17 protein-coding genes are annotated in these 16,639 nt (G+C 50.3%); 9 read left to right on the forward strand and 8 right to left on the reverse strand.

What is annotated here, in order from left to right:
• Positions 1 to 27: 27 nt before the first annotated feature.
• Positions 28 to 1,041: a tRNA pseudouridine(13) synthase TruD gene (gene truD, locus ACESOH_RS10315; protein WP_373101048.1), complete on the reverse strand. Its 1,014-nt coding sequence runs from the start codon at positions 1,039 to 1,041 to the stop codon at positions 28 to 30.
• A 7-nt stretch (positions 1,042 to 1,048) separates the two neighbouring features.
• Entirely contained in the window at positions 1,049 to 1,525 is a 477-nt protein-coding gene (ispF, locus tag ACESOH_RS10320; RefSeq protein WP_373101050.1) for a 2-C-methyl-D-erythritol 2,4-cyclodiphosphate synthase, read from the reverse strand.
• 171 nt (positions 1,526 to 1,696) lie between these two features.
• Between ispF and ACESOH_RS10325 the strand changes: the two genes are divergently transcribed.
• Genes ACESOH_RS10325 through ACESOH_RS10340 form a run of 4 tightly spaced genes read left to right on the forward strand, consistent with a single transcriptional unit; the run spans position 1,697 to position 6,366 of the window.
• Positions 1,697 to 2,203, forward strand: coding sequence for a MarR family transcriptional regulator (locus ACESOH_RS10325; RefSeq protein ID WP_373101051.1), 507 nt, complete (start codon positions 1,697 to 1,699; stop codon positions 2,201 to 2,203).
• 15 nt (positions 2,204 to 2,218) lie between these two features.
• A complete protein-coding gene (locus ACESOH_RS10330) occupies positions 2,219 to 3,439 on the forward strand; it encodes an EmrA/EmrK family multidrug efflux transporter periplasmic adaptor subunit (protein ID WP_373101052.1) in 1,221 nt (406 codons plus the stop codon).
• Between the two features lie 12 nt (positions 3,440 to 3,451).
• Positions 3,452 to 4,966, forward strand: coding sequence for a DHA2 family efflux MFS transporter permease subunit (locus tag ACESOH_RS10335; protein ID WP_373101053.1), 1,515 nt, complete (start codon positions 3,452 to 3,454; stop codon positions 4,964 to 4,966).
• A gap of 20 nt (positions 4,967 to 4,986) precedes the next feature.
• Positions 4,987 to 6,366, forward strand: coding sequence for a DHA2 family efflux MFS transporter permease subunit (locus ACESOH_RS10340; protein ID WP_373101054.1), 1,380 nt, complete (start codon positions 4,987 to 4,989; stop codon positions 6,364 to 6,366).
• A gap of 24 nt (positions 6,367 to 6,390) precedes the next feature.
• Here ACESOH_RS10340 and ACESOH_RS10345 read toward each other — a convergent pair whose 3' ends face one another.
• From ACESOH_RS10345 to ACESOH_RS10360, 4 genes are all read right to left on the reverse strand, one after another.
• The gene (locus ACESOH_RS10345; protein ID WP_373101055.1) at positions 6,391 to 8,202 is read right to left on the reverse strand and encodes a monovalent cation:proton antiporter-2 (CPA2) family protein; all 1,812 of its coding nucleotides are present in this window, start codon (positions 8,200 to 8,202) and stop codon (positions 6,391 to 6,393) included.
• A gap of 14 nt (positions 8,203 to 8,216) precedes the next feature.
• Positions 8,217 to 8,909: a 2-C-methyl-D-erythritol 4-phosphate cytidylyltransferase gene (gene ispD / locus ACESOH_RS10350; protein WP_373101188.1), complete on the reverse strand. Its 693-nt coding sequence runs from the start codon at positions 8,907 to 8,909 to the stop codon at positions 8,217 to 8,219.
• Positions 8,909 to 9,187, reverse strand: coding sequence for a cell division protein FtsB (gene ftsB, locus ACESOH_RS10355; RefSeq protein ID WP_032092388.1), 279 nt, complete (start codon positions 9,185 to 9,187; stop codon positions 8,909 to 8,911). The genes ispD and ftsB overlap by 1 nt, the downstream gene beginning before the upstream one ends.
• 132 nt (positions 9,188 to 9,319) lie before the next feature.
• On the reverse strand, positions 9,320 to 9,916 hold the full coding sequence (locus ACESOH_RS10360; RefSeq protein ID WP_373101190.1) for a GDSL-type esterase/lipase family protein: 597 nt from the start codon (positions 9,914 to 9,916) through the stop codon (positions 9,320 to 9,322).
• Positions 9,917 to 10,336: 420 nt separating this feature from the next.
• On the opposite strand from ACESOH_RS10360, the gene ACESOH_RS10365 reads away from it, so the two are divergent.
• From ACESOH_RS10365 to nanA, 5 genes are read left to right on the forward strand one after another with little or no spacing between them, the layout of a single operon-like run.
• Entirely contained in the window at positions 10,337 to 11,026 is a 690-nt protein-coding gene (locus ACESOH_RS10365; RefSeq protein ID WP_032092386.1) for an N-acetylmannosamine-6-phosphate 2-epimerase, read from the forward strand.
• 12 nt (positions 11,027 to 11,038) lie between these two features.
• Positions 11,039 to 11,926 (forward strand): N-acetylmannosamine kinase, encoded by an 888-nt coding sequence (locus tag ACESOH_RS10370; RefSeq protein WP_373101056.1) that lies wholly within the window; start codon positions 11,039 to 11,041, stop codon positions 11,924 to 11,926.
• An 18-nt stretch (positions 11,927 to 11,944) separates the two neighbouring features.
• Positions 11,945 to 12,418 carry an N-acetylneuraminate anomerase gene (gene nanQ / locus ACESOH_RS10375; RefSeq protein WP_032092384.1) on the forward strand — a complete coding sequence of 158 codons (474 nt, stop codon included), beginning with the start codon at positions 11,945 to 11,947 and terminating at the stop codon, positions 12,416 to 12,418.
• Positions 12,419 to 12,448: 30 nt separating this feature from the next.
• On the forward strand, positions 12,449 to 13,318 hold the full coding sequence (locus ACESOH_RS10380; RefSeq protein WP_032092383.1) for a MurR/RpiR family transcriptional regulator: 870 nt from the start codon (positions 12,449 to 12,451) through the stop codon (positions 13,316 to 13,318).
• A gap of 23 nt (positions 13,319 to 13,341) precedes the next feature.
• Positions 13,342 to 14,220, forward strand: coding sequence for an N-acetylneuraminate lyase (nanA, locus tag ACESOH_RS10385; RefSeq protein WP_373101057.1), 879 nt, complete (start codon positions 13,342 to 13,344; stop codon positions 14,218 to 14,220).
• Positions 14,221 to 14,307: 87 nt separating this feature from the next.
• On the opposite strand, the gene gdhA is transcribed toward nanA, so the two are convergent.
• Together gdhA and ACESOH_RS10395 are read right to left on the reverse strand one after the other, a co-directional pair.
• Entirely contained in the window at positions 14,308 to 15,657 is a 1,350-nt protein-coding gene (gdhA, locus tag ACESOH_RS10390) for an NADP-specific glutamate dehydrogenase (protein WP_373101058.1), read from the reverse strand.
• A gap of 322 nt (positions 15,658 to 15,979) precedes the next feature.
• Positions 15,980 to 16,606 (reverse strand): YchE family NAAT transporter, encoded by a 627-nt coding sequence (locus tag ACESOH_RS10395; RefSeq protein WP_032092373.1) that lies wholly within the window; start codon positions 16,604 to 16,606, stop codon positions 15,980 to 15,982.
• Positions 16,607 to 16,639 lie beyond the last annotated feature (33 nt).

The following is a 16,639-nucleotide window of genomic DNA, read 5'->3' on the forward strand; positions in this document are numbered from 1 at the left end:
TTGTTATTGACGCGCGGGTATGCCGCGTTATGCCGTGTCGGTCCGCACCAGTTCTCGGATTAATGCGGTGGCGTAACTGCCTGCAGGCAGATAAAAATTCAATTTCAGCCCGGACGAAGTAAATTCCCAGCTGAAATCCCGCGCCTGCATGATCATCGGGCGACGGGCAGGCGAGAGGCGCGCTTGCCGCATCAGGGCGGTAATATCTTGATATTGCCGCACAATATCATTTTCCAGCGCCGTTGCACAGACCTCGCTCTCACCGATTAGCGGTGCGGTCAGTAAAATATCCCGTTTTTCCAACCGCACTTGTAAGGCGTTCAAATCTTCTTTCTGATCTGCCGTGAACAGGCTGTGCGAGCCGGCCAGCTGCACAATATCGCCGGGTAAAACCTGTTCGGCGGTATGTTGTCTGATGCGTTCGGAGACCACCTGATTGAACACTTCGCTGCGGGCGGCGGAAAGATAAAAGCTGCGCTTTTTGCGATCATTTACCTTGATTTCGCCCCTTGCCCAGCGCAGCGCTTGTGTCAGATTGTCGCCGCCATGGCCGAAACGCTGTTCGGTAAAATAATTGGGAAAGCCGTTTTGCCGTACGTTTTCTAACCGTTGGGTTAATTCATCACTGTTTGGCGCATGGCGCAGCATAATCTCAAAGGCATTACCGTCCAGACTGCCGATGCGGATTTTGCGGTGATGACGGGTGATATGCAGAATATCTACGCCGGTAAGCCGAAAAGTGCTGAAATCCGGCGTTTCCCGCCCCGGCATGTGCAGGCAGAACCATTGTTCCGTTACGGCATTGCGATCCTTTAAACCGGCGTAACTCATATGACGCGCCGGGATACCGGCAAACTGCGCCAGTTTTTCGCCCACAAACAGGGTGTTGCAGCCGGTTTTGCGGATTTTCAGCGCTACGAATTCGCCGCTGCCGGACATCGCATAACCGAGCTGTTCCCGTACGATAAAATCCGTGGGGCAGGCTTTTAAAAGTGCGGTCTGTTTCGGCGCCGTTTTTTGCAAGTAAGCTAATTCTGTCATGGCTTTCTCAGCATTGCTCTAACAACGCCACCGCTTCACAGGCAATCCCTTCGCCGCGGCCGGTAAAACCGAGTTTTTCCGTCGTGGTGGCTTTGACATTCACCTGTGTGATATCGCAGGCCAGATCCTGTGCAATCGCTGCCCGCATGTCGTCAATATGCGGACGCATTTTCGGCGCCTGCGCAATAATGGTGACATCCACATTACCGACACGATAGCCTGCATCCTGAATCCGACGGTAGGCTTGGCGCAACAAGTCGCGGCTGTCGGCGCCTTTGTAGCGCATATCCGTATCCGGAAACAGTTTGCCGATATCGCCTAGCGCGGCCGCGCCTAACAGCGCGTCGGTCAGCGCGTGCAGCGCCACATCGCCGTCGCTGTGCGCCAGCAGGCCCCGTTCATAAGGAACGGCGACTCCGCCTATCATAATCGGGCCTTCGCCGCCGAAGGCATGTACATCAAAACCGTGACCTATTCTTAGCATTATTGTGTTTCCGTTTGCAGCTGAAAGTCTGCCGATTATATCATTCATCGGGATTTTGCTGAAAAATAAATTCTCCGTACGCCAAAGTGAAAAATCCGCCCGTTATTTTTGACTTAAGTAGTCACTGGCGTTACTATTACGCGTCTTACTTTTGATGGGGAGGAGAATATTATGCCGATTTCTTTTTCTGAACAGCAGCAGTGTATTCGTGATTTCGGTCGGGATAATCCGTCGATGCCGGTGGATAACATTATTCTGGTGCGTCTGCTGCTGCATGTGAACGGGCTGTATCTGGAGCACCGCAACCGGCTATTGAAACAACACGGGCTGAACGACACGTCGTTTATGGCGCTGATTGTGCTGTATTACCAGTCGGAACGGGCATTACAGCCTTCTCAGCTAAGCGAAATGTTGGGCCTGTCGCGCACCAATATTACCCGCATTGCCGATGTGCTGGTGGCGAACGGTTGGGTTGAGCGCGTGGCGGTGGAAGGCGACAGACGGGCATTTTTGCTGCGATTGACCGCGCAGGGCATTCATTTTTTTCAAGAGCTGCTGCCGAATCAATGGCACCGTCTGGATCAGATTTTTTCCGTGCTGAAACCGGAAGAACATGTGGAACTGACCCATCTGTTATTAAAACTGTCCACCCGCTTGGAACATCTGCAAAAAGCATAAATATAAAGGAATATTATGAACGAACAATCAGAAAATACGACCGATGCGGCCACTGCGGTCAATGCGACGGGCAGTGCGTCCGCCGCCGCGAGCAACACTGCCGCGTCTAAAAAGCTGAAACGGCGAAAAGCGCTGGGCTATTTTGTGCTTATTTTGGCGCTTATCGCGCTTGCCGTCGGGTTGTATTGGTTTTTCCTGCTAAAGGATTATGAACACACCGAAGATGCTTATGTGGGCGGCAATCAAGTGATGATTTCCGCTCAGGTGAGCGGCAATATCGCGCAGATCAATGTGGATAATATGGATTTTGTGCGCGCCGGCGATGTGCTGCTGGAACTGGATGACGAAGATGCGAAGCTGAACTTTACGCAGGCGCAGAACAATCTGGCCAGTGCGGTGCGTCAAATCGAGCAGCTGGGTTATACCGTCAAACAGCTGGAATCCGCGGTGCAGGCGAAAACCGTCGCCTTAGCCAAAGCCAAGGGCGATTTACGCCGGCGTGAACAGCTGGATAAAAGCGGTGCGATTGATAAAGAAACCCTGCTGCATGCCAGAGATGCGGCGGTGAGTGCGCAGGCGGAGCTGGATGCGGCGCAAAATCAGCTGGCGGCAAACCGGGCATTGTTGAAAGCGCTGCCGTTAACCGAGCAGCCGGAAGTTCAGAAAGCGGCGAGCGCATTAAAACAGGCGTGGCTGAATTTACAACGGACTAAAATCGTCAGCCCGATTGACGGTTATGTGGCGCGCCGTAGCGCGCAGGTGGGGCAGAAAGCGGCCGTCGGCAGCGCATTGATGGCGGTGGTTTCTCCGCTGCAAATGTGGGTGGATGCCAATTTTAAGGAAACCCAGCTACGGAATATGCGTATCGGTCAGCCGGTGACGCTGGTTTTTGATTTATATGGCGATAAGGTGAAATTCGACGGTAAAGTCGCCGGCATCGAAATGGGAACCGGCAGCGCCTTTTCTTTGTTGCCGGCGCAAAACGCCACCGGTAACTGGATCAAAGTGGTGCAGCGTGTACCGGTGCGGATCGAACTGAATCCCGAACAACTGGCGGAACATCCGCTGCGTATCGGTTTGTCGGCAAGTGCGGAAGTGAATATTGCCGATACCCGCGGCGAGGTCTTGCGTCAACAGCCGCATGAAACCGTTCGCTATCGCACCGATGTGTTGCAATATGATCAAAGTGCGGTGGAAAATTTGATCGAAAATATTATTCGCGCGAACCGCAATTAAGGCCGGACAGTGATGCAAAAAACTGTTCAGGGCGCGGCGTTAGTGCTGATGACATTGGCGCTGTCGCTGGCAACCTTTATGCAAGTGCTGGATTCGACCATTGCGAATGTGGCGATTCCGACCATTGCCGGCGATTTGGGCGCTTCATCCAGTCAGGGTACTTGGGTGATCACCTCGTTCGGCGTGGCGAATGCGGTTTCTATTCCGATTACCGGCTGGCTTGCCAAGCGTTTCGGTGAAGTGCGGTTGTTTTTAATTGCAACCGGCTTGTTTGTGTTCGCCTCTTGGCTGTGCGGCATTTCCCACAGTCTGGAAATGCTGATTGTCTGCCGCGTATTTCAGGGGCTGGCGGCCGGCCCGGTGATTCCGTTGTCGCAAAGTTTATTGCTGAATAATTATCCGCCGCAGCGACGCAGTATGGCGCTGGCGTTCTGGTCGATGACCGTGGTGGTCGCGCCGATTTTCGGCCCGATTCTGGGCGGCTGGATCAGCGATAATCTGCATTGGGGCTGGATTTTCTTTATTAATGTGCCGATCGGTTTGCTGGTGGTTTTCCTGACTTGGAAAGTGCTCGGCAATCGGGAAACCCAAACCCGCAGTCAACCGATTGATATGGTCGGTTTAGTGTTGCTGGTCGTCGGTGTCGGCTGTTTGCAGCTGATGCTGGATCAGGGGCGCGAGCAGGATTGGTTTAATTCCGGCGAAATCGTCGTGCTGACGGTGGTGTCCGCCATTGCGCTGAGCGCGTTAATTATCTGGGAGCTTACCGATGAGAATCCGGTGGTGGATATTTCCCTGTTTAAATCGCGTAATTTCAGCGTCGGTTGTTTGTGTACCAGTCTGGCGTTTTTGATTTATCTGGGCTCGGTGGTGCTGATCCCGCTGTTGCTACAGCAGGTGTACGGTTATACGGCCACTTGGGCCGGGCTTGCTGCTGCGCCGGTCGGGCTGTTTCCGATTCTGCTGTCGCCGATTATCGGCCGGTTCGGGTATAAAATCGATATGCGGATTCTGGTGACGGTCAGTTTTATGGTTTACGCTCTGACGTTTTACTGGCGTGCGGTGACCTTTGAACCCGGCATGGCATTTAAAGACGTGGCGTTGCCGCAGTTGGTGCAGGGGCTGGCGGTGGCCTGTTTTTTTATGCCGCTGACCACGATTACGTTGTCCGGTCTGCCGGCGCAGAAAATGGCTTCCGCTTCCAGTTTGTTTAATTTTCTGCGAACTCTGGCGGGATCGGTGGGTACCTCACTGACTACTTTTTTATGGTATGACCGTGAAGCGGTACATCATACCCAGTTAAGCGAAGTGATTAATCCGTATAATTTCAATGCGCAGGCCTATTATGACAGCATGTCCGCACTTGGGCTGAGCGAGGCGCAAACCTCGGTTGCCGTGGCACAGAAAATTACCGCGCAAGGATTTATTATCGGCGCTAATGAGATTTTCTGGCTATCGGCCATACTGTTTATGCTCTTGTTTGTTATCGTTTGGTTTGCCAAACCGCCGTTCGGTAATCGGCATTAATCACTAATAAGTAGGAAAATATGAGAGAAAAAATTTCGGCTAAATTATTATGCGCCATTATCGCAACGGGATTAATGACCTTCTCCGGCGTGGTGAGCGAAACGGCGATGAATGTGACCTTTCCGACCCTGATGCGGGAATTTTCGATCGGCACCGCCACCGTGCAATGGCTTACCACCGGTTATTTATTGCTGCTGGCGTTGACGATTCCGCTGTCCACCTTTCTGAGAAAACGCTTTTCCACCAAGTTTTTGTTTATCAGCGCCAGCATATTGTTTATCGGCGGCACATTGTTATGCGCTTATTCGCCGGATTTCGCCTGTTTGCTGGGCGGACGGCTATTACAGGGCATCGGCACCGGCGTGGCGTTGCCGCTGATGTTTAATATCATCCTTACGCAGGCGCCGAAATCGCGCATCGGTCTGATTATGGGGATCGCCTCATTAATTGTGTCGATGGCGCCGGCAATCGGGCCGGTGCTCGGCGGTTTTGTGGTGGACAGCTACGGCTGGCGGGAAATTTTTCTGATTTTGCTGCCGTTATTGTCGCTCTCTTTTCTGCTAGGCGTCACCACCATCGAACCGCTTGCCGAGCCGCAGCCTATTCGGCTCAATGTGGGCGATTACCTATTATTGGCGCTGAGTTTTACCTGCTTTATTTTTGCCATGGAAAAAGCCGCCGAATTCGGCTGGCGCGGGGCTTTTGTGATCGGGCTGTTTGCGTTGTCGTTGCTTGCGCTGGTCTTGTTTGTGGCGCGTTCTTTGAGTTCCGCCGCGCCTTTGATTAATTTATCGGTATTTTATAACCGCACTTTTTGTTATGCGCTGGTGTTTATTTTGCTGATTCAGTTATGTGTGCTGGGCTTGGGTTATCTTATTCCGAATTATTCTCAGCTGGGCACTCATCAAAGCCCGTCGGTGGCCGGGTTATTATTGTTGCCGGGCTGTCTAGCCGGAGCGGTGATGGCACCGTTCAGCGGCATGGCTTATGATCATTTCGGCGCACGAAAACCGATTTTGTGCGGTGCGATCATATTGTTGCTGGCGTTAATCGCTTTCGCCTTGTTGGGGCAACATCTGACCACACCGTTATTTATGCTGATTTATACGTTTTATGCCGTCGGACAAGGGCTGGCGGTGGGCAATACGGTAACTTACGGCTTATCGAAACTGCCGAAGGAATTGTCGGCGGACGGCAACGCGGTGCTGAATACGCTGCAGCAATTAGCCGGCGCGATCGGTACCGCGATTGTGGCGACGCTGGTGGCGAGCGCACAAAACGCCGCTCCGCAGGAACAACTTGCGCAAGCCACCATTGACGGCAGTCAGAATGCCTTTATTTTATTGGCGGTTTTGGCGTTGATCGCATTGTTCAGCGTCAGCCGGGCGCTAACCAAATAATCGTTGTGCGTTGAGAACAGGCTCTCAACGCTCTTTGTGCATAATCTGCTGGATTTCCGCCATGATTTCCTGATTGACCTCTAAAGCGGCCTGAATAAGCTGTTTATTTTCAAAGCGATCAATGTGCGGATCATACACTTCGGCGGTGCGCTTCAGGCTGTGGCGATCTTTGTAAAAATAGGTTCTGGCGATTTCTTCCGCCATTTCTTCATCCATGCCTAACAGGCGCAGCGCTTTTTTCGCCATTCTTACCGAGGCGTCGAAAGTTTCGCGCACCTGTAGATCGGCGCCGGCGCGGTAGAGTTCATAAACATGGATTCTGTCGTAGGCACGCGCAATGATTTTAAGCTGCGGATTCATTTTGCGCGCAGTCTCCACGATATGCGTGGCCTGAGTTTTATCATCAATGGCGACAATCAGTAATTCCGCATTTTCAATGCCGGCGGCATGGAGTAATTCCGGTCTGGTGGCATCGCCGTAATAACTTTTAGTCCCCATTTTCTTCATGCCGGCAATTAATGCCGCATCTTTATCGATAATCGTCGGATGGTGCCCGGTCATGACCAGCAGGCGATTAATGATTTGTCCCGCGCGCCCCAGACCGATTAATATGATCGGATGCTGCTCTTCAATATGATCCGCGCTCTGTCGGTCATATTTATTGGATAAACGCGGGATAATGTATTTTTTGTGCAGAATGATAAACAGCGGCGTTAACACCATGGATAACACCACGATGGCAGTCATATTCGCCTGTACTTCCGCACTGATTACGCCCTGTGTGGCGGCGGCAGAAAACAGCACGAAAGCAAATTCACCGCCCTGCGCCATAATAACGGTGCGGTCGATGGCATTCGCATTACTGTTGCGGGTGAGCAGCGCGATAACATAAATACAGAAACCTTTGACCAGCATAAACGCCAGCACGCCGGAAATGATCAACAACCAGTTCTGGGCGACCACCGATAAATTGAGCGACATGCCGACGCCGAGGAAAAACAGACCGAGCAGCAGCCCGCGGAACGGTTCGATATCCGCTTCTAGCTGATGGCGGAAACTGGATTCGGATAATAACACCCCGGCGACAAAGGCGCCCATTGCCATGGATAAGCCGCCTTGTTCCATTAACAGGGCCGATCCCAGCACGACCAACAATGCGGCGGCGGTCATCACCTCACGGATTTTGGTTTTCGCCAGCATTTTGAACAGCGGATTGAGCAGCCAGAGTCCGGCGGCCACTAATACGGCGACCGACACGCCGGCGATAGCGATTTTCTGCCATAAAGGCTGATCGCTGACCATTGCCGGGTCGGTGGGCGCCAGAAAGGTGACGAATGCCAGCAACGGCACGATCAGCAGATCTTCAAACAACAGAATCGAGACGATTTTTTGTCCGCGCGGTGAGGCAATATCGCCGCGATCGCTAAGCTCCTGCATCACAATGGCGGTGGAGGTTAACACGAAACCTGCGGCGCTGACGAAGGCGACTTTCCAGTCGAAACCGTAAGCGATGGTAATGGCAGTCAGTGCGGCGGTACAGACGGTGATTTGAAAGGCGCCCAAACAAAAAATGTGATTACGCAATCCCCAGATATGGGACGGTTTCATTTCCAGACCGATAATAAATAAAAACATGACCACGCCCAGTTCGGCGATATGAATAATCCCTTCGGGATCGGTAAATAATCCGAAACCGAAAGGGCCGATCACCAGACCGGCCGCCAGATAGCCGAGCACCGCACCCAATCCCAGCCGTTTGAATAACGGCACGGCAATGACGGCGGCGGCAAGTAATGTCACCACATTGATAAGTTGATTTGCACCTTCTGCTGCCATAATGTTCCCCCGGTTTATAATGTTCGGCTTAAATAAAACTCGGCTAATGCCAGATCTTCCGGGCGGGTGATTTTAATATTATCGCCCCGTCCCGCCACCAAGTGCGGTCGAAATCCCATCAGTTCCATCGCCGATGCCTCATCGGTGACGGAAAAGCCCTGAACAAAAGCCTGTTGTAGTGCGTGTTTTAATAAGTCCGCGCGAAAAAGCTGCGGTGTTTGCGCCAGCCAGAGCCGGCTGCGATCTTCGGTGCGCTGAATCTGTTGCTGCTCGGTCGCACGTTTTACGGTATCGACTGCCGGCACGGCTAAAATAGCGCCGTTTTCATCGTCGATTTCCAGTAGCCGGTTCAGATCCTGCCGGTTTAAACACGGCCGCGCGGCATCATGTACCAAAACCCAAGTATTTTGCGGACTGTCTATCTGACATAATCCGTTGAAGACCGATTGCGCGCGCGTGTCACCGCCGGCGGTGAGCTGAATTTTCGGCTGGCGCAAAAAGGCCAGCTGCGCGGGGTACGGGTCGTCCGGTGCCACTGCGACAATGATTTTACTGACTGCAGGATGTGCCAACAGTGCGTTTAACGTGTGTTCCAGTACGGTTTTGCCTTGTATTTCAAGATATTGTTTCGGTTTGCCGGCCTGCATACGGCTGCCGACACCGGCGGCGGGTACCACGGCGATAAATTGGCGTAATGGCGTGTTCATCATTTATGATCTTTTACTATACGGTAGAAGGTTTCGCTCGGTTTAACCATTTCGTGCTGCAATCGAGCGCGTTCTTCAATGGCGTCGACCCCTTCTTTCAGGTCTTTGATTTCGGCGGCGATAATTTGATTGCGTTGAGATAATTTTTCATTTTCCTGCTGGCGCAGCGCGATTTCTTTAGCCGTATCCTGATAGTCGAAATAGCCGTTTTTTCCGAACCAGAAATCATACTGGAACAGGAGTAAAAACGCCGCAAGAATAAAAATAAGTAAACGCATATTAAAAGTTATATTTCATCATTCCATCAATTAGGGTTCATAGTTTACCGTGAAACCGGTAAAAATGAGAAGAAAAAATACCGCACTTTAACAATACGGTATTTTCAGGCGGCCGGCGGCAGAATCAAGCGGCTAGCGGACATAAGGCGTGAGCAGTTGAGTCAGCAGCTCATAACCGGCGGCGGTAAAATGCACGCCGTCGGTGGTTAGCGCCGCCTGCAAATCCTGCTGGCGGTCGCTGAACGGCCGATAGGTTTCAATAAAACCGATGCCCGGCGGACAATGGGCTTTCAGCGCGGCGTTAAGTTCGCGAACCTGATGGTTTTGGATCGTCGCTTGGTTTAACACCGGCGTGGCTTCCAAGAGAAAGTAATCGGAGTGCGGGGCAATGTGTTTAAGGTGGGTAAAAATTTCGTTGATCCAGTCGCTGACCTGCTGCGGACTGTAATCCATTTCTTTCAGAATATCGTTAACCCCAAGAAAAAGAAAGACGGTTTGCCCCAGTCGTTCGATCAGATCGCGCTTAATAATGCAATTCAGATATTGATAGGCGCTGATACCGGAAATGCCCAGATTGGCAACGCTTTTACCCGCCAGAAAGGGTTGGTAGCCGGGTAAATCCGACCACATATCAAATAATGAATGGCCGATTAAAGAAATATCGGCATGTTTTGCAAATTCGTTTTGCTTCTGCCGGTAACGGTTAAGCATCGCCTGATCGCTTAACATACCCCGTTGCTGGATATATTGAAGCCGTGCGGAAAGCGGATTTTCTGATGACATGATGTGCCCTTAATTTTAGTCTGCGTGGTCGAAACAGGGCTTATTAAAGCATTTGTGGAGCGTAATTTCCAGATTGCCTGATAAAAAATAAAGTAATATTTCATTATTGTGAGACGGATCACAACGTGATGGCTGAAAAGAGAATTGCAAAGCCTAATTTGGCGGTATCGCAGATAAAATCAACCGCGAGCGGAAGGAACGGTCTCTTTTTGGAAAAGAATTGCATTGTTTTTATTTTTGTGAAGTTTCACTCCGATTTTATGATCAAGATCTCAATTTTTGATTATTTCGCTTGTTTTTTATTTTTATCCGACTATGCTAACGATGAAAATTAACTTCTTTTGTCATTTCTATATTGGAGTTTATATGTCAAAACTATCACATCAAGACATTCTGAACCGTATTCGCTACGGATTAATTGCTTCTTGCCAACCGGTTGATGACGGCCCTATGGATAAACCCGAGATTGTGGCGGCGATGGCACAGGCATCGGTAATTGGCGGCGCTTCAGGATTAAGAATTGAGGGGATAGAGAATTTAATCGCCACGCGGTCGGTTGTGGATGTGCCGATTATCGCGATTGTAAAACGCGATTTACCCGACAGCCCGGTGCGGATTACCCCGTTTTTGCAGGATATTGAAGACCTTGCGGCGGCGGGAGCGGATATTATTGCCGTTGACGGCACGGATCGCCCGCGGCCGGTGGATATTGCAACCGCGCTGAAAAAAATTAAACAGCTCGGCTGTCTTGCTATGGCGGATTGCTCAACGTTAGCGGAAGGTCTGTATTGTCATCAGCTCGGTTTTGATATCGTCGGCAGTACCATGTCGGGTTATACCGGCGGTGAAATTCCGTCAGAGCCGGATTATCAGCTGGTTCAAGATCTGAAAGCGCACGGCTGTTATGTGATGGCGGAAGGACGTTATAACACGCCGCAATTGGCGAAAACGGCAATTGAAAACGGTGCCGATGTGGTGACGGTAGGCTCCGCGCTGACCCGTCTGGAACATATTGTCAGCTGGTTTGCTGAAGCCGTGAAATCGGCTCAACGATGAGGTAGTAAGCCTATGCGTTGTTTAGCACTTGATCTCGGCGGCACTAAACTGGCTTCGGCGTTGGTGGTGGACGGCCAACTTCAGCAACGCCGCCAAATTGCCACCCCGCAGCAAAATCCGGCTGTGGGACTACAGCATGCGCTGGCCGAGATAATACAAACTTATCAGGGACAGTTCGACGCGGTGGCGGTCGCATCGACGGGGATTATTAATCACGGCGTGTTAACCGCGCTGAATCCGAAAAATTTAGGCGGACTGGCGGATTTTCCGCTGCAGGCCAGCATTGCCCGGCATACGGACAAACCCATCGGCTTGTTAAATGACGTACAGGCGGCGGTGTGTGCGGAATACCGCGAACAGGATAAAAGTGCGGTGCAAAATTTCGTATTTATTACTGTTTCTACCGGCGTCGGCGGTGGTATTATTTTAGACGGTCAGCTTTCCACCGGGCCGAACGGCATTAGCGGACATATCGGTCATACGCTGGCGGATCCGAACGGTCCACTCTGCGGCTGCGGTCGCCGCGGTTGTGTGGAGGCGGTGGCGTCCGGTCGTGCGATTGAGGCGGTGTCCTCCGGTTGGGAAACACCGTGCACGCCGAAACAGGTATTTGAACTGTTTCGCAAAAATGATGCAAAAGCGACCGCACTTGTACAGCGTTCCGCCGCCGCCATTGCGAATTTAGTGGCGGATATGGTGATCGGGCTGGATGTGCAAAAAGCGGTTATCGGCGGCAGCGTCGGTCTGGCGGCGGGCTATTTGCCTTTAGTCCGACAATATTTAAGCGATTTGCCGCGTTTTTATCAGTGCCCGCTTGAGGCGGCCAGATACGGCGGCGATGCGGGATTGATCGGCGCGGCTTACTGGATGGAAAACAACCTGAACAATAATTTATTCTAGATTAAAGAGGACATACAGATGATTTTCGGGGATTTAACCAGAGCGGATTTCAAACGCGGCTTACCGCCGATTATTGCGGAGATTTGCGATTATCTGAACGGTTTGGATCTGATGGCGCTGGAGAACGGGCGGCATGATATTCGTGACGGTATTTATATGAATGTGATGGAACCGACCACTGCGGCGGCGGACAGCAAACAAGCCGAGCTGCACCGCCAATACGTTGACGTTCAGGTATTGATTTGCGGCGCGGAACGGATCGAATACGGAGTAAATTATCCTGATCTTTGCGCCTATACCGATTATAATGAACAGGACGATTATCAGCTGACGCCAGACATTGCGAATAAAAGCAGCGTACTGCTGAAATCGAAAATGTTTGCCGTCTTTTTCCCTTATGAACCGCATAAACCGTGTTGTAACGCGGAAGGCGACGGCGTAAGCATTAAAAAACTGGTGGTTAAGATTCCTGTGGCGTTGATTGACCAATAAAAAATAAATTGAGAATTAAAGGGGCATATTATGGCAGCGGCGAGCGGAAATATTTTAGACACAATTGGTGCTTTATATAATAGCCTGACGAAAACGGAGAAAAAAATTGCGACGACGATTCTCTCTTCGCCGCATTTATTAAGTCAGTGTTCTTTGGCTGAAATAGCCCAGCAGTTTGATGTCGGTGAGGCAACGTTCATTCGGTTTTGCCGCACTTTAGGCTTTAAAGGATTTACCGATTTCAAATTACAGCTTTCCATTGAATTGGCAACCCGAGAAAAACAGCCTAATTCCTTACTGGAAAGTGATATCACGAAAGCCGATGATGCGAAAAGTATTGCAGAGAAACTGCACAATTCAATTAATAACGTGATTACCGAAACGATTAATTTATTGGATTTCGATCAGTTGGAAGAAGTGGTGCTGGCGTTAAGACGGGCGAAACGGATTTTTATCTTCGGCGCCGGTTCTTCCGGGATCACGGCGGAAGATACCAAACATAAACTGATGCGCATCGGCCTGCAGGTGGATGCGACCAGCAATAATCATTTTATGTATATGCAGGCGGCATTGATGAATCCTGACGATGTGGTGATCGGAATCAGTCATTCAGGCTATTCAAAAGAAACCACGCAGGCATTAAACATTGCCAGAAAGAACGGTGCGGTGACGGTCGCGTTGACGCACAACCTGCGCTCGCCGATAACCCAGTCGGCGGATTATGTGCTGATTAACGGACACCGTCAGGGACGGCTGCAGGGAGATTCTATCGGCACCAAAATCGCTCAGCTTTTTGTACTGGATTTGATTTATGCCTTGCTGGTGCAGGCGGAAGAAGCAAATGCGGTCGAAATGAAGCAAAAAACGGTAAACGTTATTTTGGAACAACGGGTTAAATAACTCTATCTTGTCAGGAGAACACAATGAAGGATTTAAAAGGCATTTTCAGTGCCTTGCTGATATCTTATAACGAAGACGGATCCATTAACGAAAAAGGCGTTCGTCAAATTGTCCGTTACAATATCGATAAAATGAAAGTGGACGGTTTATATGTCGGCGGCAGTACCGGCGAGAATTTTATGCTTTCCACCGCCGAGAAGAAAGAAATTTTCCGCATAGCCAAAGACGAAGCGAAAGACGACGTGGCGTTAATCGCGCAGGTGGGCAGTGTAAATCTGCATGAAGCGGTAGAACTGGGAAAATATGCGACCGAATTGGGTTATGACTGTTTATCCGCGGTGACACCGTTTTACTATAAATTCAGCTTTGCCGAAATCAAACATTATTACGATACCATTATTGCGCAAACCGGCAGTAATATGATCGTTTACTCCATTCCGTTCTTAACCGGCGTCAATATCGGAGTCGAACAGTTCGGCGAGTTATACAAAAATCCGAAAATTTTGGGCGTTAAATTTACTGCCGGTGATTTCTACCTGCTTGAACGCCTGAAAAAAGCCTATCCGACCCATCTGATTTGGGCGGGCTTCGACGAAATGATGTTGCCTGCGGTCGCATTAGGGGTTGACGGCGCCATCGGCAGCACATTCAATGTAAACGGCCTTCGCGCAAGACAGATCTTCGATCTGACCAAAGCGGGCAAACTGGGAGACGCCCTGAAAGTTCAGCATGTAACCAACGATCTGATCGAAGGTATTCTGGCTAACGGGTTATATTTGACCATTAAAGAATTATTAAAACTGGAAGGTGTCGATGCCGGCTACTGCCGCGAACCGATGACCGCCAAAGCCACCGACCAGCAATTGATCGTGGCAAAAGCGTTAAAAGAAAAATATTTTTAATCAATTCGAGTTAAGCTAAAAGGCATAACGGATGTTCTCCGTTATGCCTTTTTCTATCAGTTTATGTAAAACCGTTGGCGCGATGGATTAATACACCCCCTGCGCCAGCATGGCGTCCGCCACTTTAACGAAACCGGCGACGTTCGCGCCGACAACGTAGTTAATGTTGGACTGACCTTCGACGGTGCCGTATTTTTTACAGTTGGCGTGGATGTCCAGCATGATTTGATGTAATTTTTTGTCCACTTCTTCCGAGGTCCAGTATAAGCGCTGTGAACTTTGTGCCATTTCCAGACCGGAAGTGGCCACACCGCCGGCGTTGGCGGCTTTGCCCGGGCCGAATAAAACGCCAGCCGCTAAGAAAGCGTCGGTCGCTTCGATTGTGGTCGGCATATTGGCACCTTCCGCCACTAACTGCACGCCGTTGGCGATAAGTTTTTCCGCATCAGCCAGTTCCAGTTCGTTCTGCGTCGCGCAAGGCAGGGCGATATCCGCTTTTACGCCCCACGGCCGTTCGCCGGCAACATACTGTAAGCCGAACTGTTCGGCATAATCTTTCACCCGACCGCGTTTGACATTTTTGATTTCCATTAAGGCGGCTAATTTTTGCGCATCAAAACCGGCTTCATCGTAAACATAGCCTGCACTGTCGGAGCAGGTAACCACTTTGGCGCCTAATTGCAGGGCTTTTTCAATGGCATATTGGGCCACGTTGCCGGAGCCGGAAACCACGACGGTTTTGCCAGCAAAGGACTGATTTTTTTCGCCCAGCATGGCCTGTGCGAAATACACCAAACCATAGCCTGTAGCTTCAGGGCGAATCAGGCTGCCGCCGAAAGATAACCCCCGTCCGGTAAACACGCAGGCCGCCTGATTGGAGAGTTTTTTCATCATCCCCGCCAGATAGCCCACTTCGCGTCCGCCGACACCGATATCGCCGGCCGGCACATCGGTATCCGGGCCGACATGGCGATATAATTCGATCATTAACGCCTGACAGAATCGCATCACTTCCGCATCGGATTTTCCTTTCGGATCAAAATCGGAACCGCCTTTTCCGCCGCCCATCGGCAAGGTGGTCAGGGCGTTTTTGAAGGTTTGCTCAAAGCCTAAAAATTTTAAAATGGACAGGTTGACCGACGGATGGAAACGCATGCCGCCTTTGAACGGGCCGATCGCGCTGTTGTATTGTACGCGGAACGCGCGGTTTACCTGCACCTGACCGTTGTCATCCAGCCATGCCACACGGAACTGGATGACGCGTTCGGCTTCCACTAAACGTTCGAGTAACGCTTCGGAGCGGTATTGAGGATGTTTTTCCAAAAACGGCCACAGTGAGGTTAAAACTTCGCGAACCGCTTGCAGAAATTCGGGTTGATGCGGGTCACGCTGCTGGACTTTGGCTAAAAACGCTTCTAAGGATGCGACTGTTGACATATAACTTTCCTTCTTGGCTGGATATTGATGGTTTGCAACATTATTATAAGAATCTGTGCCGGTAAGCGGCGCGTAGTTACTATGCAATAAAATATCCTTCCAAGGCAAACTTTTTTAATGCCGGATTTTATAGAAATAAAACTTAATTAGAAAATTTTTTGAAAAATAAGAAATTATTAAATGTGATCTAATTTTGATGGCGTATTGAGCGGATTGAAAATCTGTTTTTTTAAATTTTTGCCCGGAATAAGACTAAAGTGCGGTAGTTTTGCAAATTTTTTTAAAAAATCACCGCACTTTAAGGGAAACTGTTAGATAAGGTTTAAAACACGCCTAAATTTTTTAACCCGGTGGTGATGATTTCCACGCCCAGCGACATCAGCAATAACCCCATAATACGGGTGATAACGTTGGAGCCGGTTTTGCCCAGCTTCTGAATCACCGGTTTGGAATAGCGAAACAGCATATAACAGCCCAAGCCGAATAACATAATCGTGACGGAAGAATAGAGGTATTCAAGGGCGCTGTGCTGGGTGGAGCCGAAGACAATGGTCGCACTGATAGAGCCGGGACCTGCCATAATCGGCATCGCCAGCGGCACCACCGCGATATTGTTGTAATCTTCAATATTTTCGTTTTTTTCTTCTTTATTGATTTTATGCTCGCCGATTTTGCCGTTGATCATGGTCAGCGCGATCATGACGACGACGGTGCCGCCGGCGATACGGAAAGAATCGATGGAAATATTGAAAGAATGCAAAATAAAATTACCGAAATAGAAGCTGACCAGCAAAATCGCGGCAATGGAAAAACTGGTCACCAAGCCGGTTCGGTTTTGTTGCGCTTTGGTGAGATCCGAGGTCATCGAATAAAAAATCGGAACCACGCCGATGGGGTTAACCAGCGCGATAAGTCCGATAAAGAATTGAAGATAAACGGCAAAATCCATACTGTCCTCTGGGTGGGTGATTCAGTCCGCGTA

This window comes from Necropsobacter rosorum (genome assembly GCF_964241405.1).
Lineage (GTDB): Bacteria > Pseudomonadota > Gammaproteobacteria > Enterobacterales > Pasteurellaceae > Necropsobacter > Necropsobacter rosorum.

What these genes read in the sequence shown, in the direction of transcription:
- ftsB (WP_032092388.1), bottom strand. Translation starts at nt 9,187, where the DNA reads ATGCGTTTACTTATTTTTATTCTTGCGGCGTTTTTACTCCTGTTCCAG.
- ACESOH_RS10365 (WP_032092386.1), top strand. Translation starts at nt 10,337, where the DNA reads ATGTCAAAACTATCACATCAAGACATTCTGAACCGTATTCGCTACGGA.
- ACESOH_RS10340 (WP_373101054.1), top strand. Translation starts at nt 4,987, where the DNA reads ATGAGAGAAAAAATTTCGGCTAAATTATTATGCGCCATTATCGCAACG.
- ACESOH_RS10325 (WP_373101051.1), top strand. Translation starts at nt 1,697, where the DNA reads ATGCCGATTTCTTTTTCTGAACAGCAGCAGTGTATTCGTGATTTCGGT.
- truD (WP_373101048.1), bottom strand. Translation starts at nt 1,041, where the DNA reads ATGACAGAATTAGCTTACTTGCAAAAAACGGCGCCGAAACAGACCGCA.
- nanA (WP_373101057.1), top strand. Translation starts at nt 13,342, where the DNA reads ATGAAGGATTTAAAAGGCATTTTCAGTGCCTTGCTGATATCTTATAAC.
- ACESOH_RS10345 (WP_373101055.1), bottom strand. Translation starts at nt 8,202, where the DNA reads ATGGCAGCAGAAGGTGCAAATCAACTTATCAATGTGGTGACATTACTT.
- nanQ (WP_032092384.1), top strand. Translation starts at nt 11,945, where the DNA reads ATGATTTTCGGGGATTTAACCAGAGCGGATTTCAAACGCGGCTTACCG.
- gdhA (WP_373101058.1), bottom strand. Translation starts at nt 15,657, where the DNA reads ATGTCAACAGTCGCATCCTTAGAAGCGTTTTTAGCCAAAGTCCAGCAG.
- ACESOH_RS10370 (WP_373101056.1), top strand. Translation starts at nt 11,039, where the DNA reads ATGCGTTGTTTAGCACTTGATCTCGGCGGCACTAAACTGGCTTCGGCG.
- ispF (WP_373101050.1), bottom strand. Translation starts at nt 1,525, where the DNA reads ATGCTAAGAATAGGTCACGGTTTTGATGTACATGCCTTCGGCGGCGAA.
- ACESOH_RS10395 (WP_032092373.1), bottom strand. Translation starts at nt 16,606, where the DNA reads ATGGATTTTGCCGTTTATCTTCAATTCTTTATCGGACTTATCGCGCTG.
- ACESOH_RS10360 (WP_373101190.1), bottom strand. Translation starts at nt 9,916, where the DNA reads ATGTTAAGCGATCAGGCGATGCTTAACCGTTACCGGCAGAAGCAAAAC.
- ispD (WP_373101188.1), bottom strand. Translation starts at nt 8,909, where the DNA reads ATGAACACGCCATTACGCCAATTTATCGCCGTGGTACCCGCCGCCGGT.
- ACESOH_RS10335 (WP_373101053.1), top strand. Translation starts at nt 3,452, where the DNA reads ATGCAAAAAACTGTTCAGGGCGCGGCGTTAGTGCTGATGACATTGGCG.
- ACESOH_RS10380 (WP_032092383.1), top strand. Translation starts at nt 12,449, where the DNA reads ATGGCAGCGGCGAGCGGAAATATTTTAGACACAATTGGTGCTTTATAT.
- ACESOH_RS10330 (WP_373101052.1), top strand. Translation starts at nt 2,219, where the DNA reads ATGAACGAACAATCAGAAAATACGACCGATGCGGCCACTGCGGTCAAT.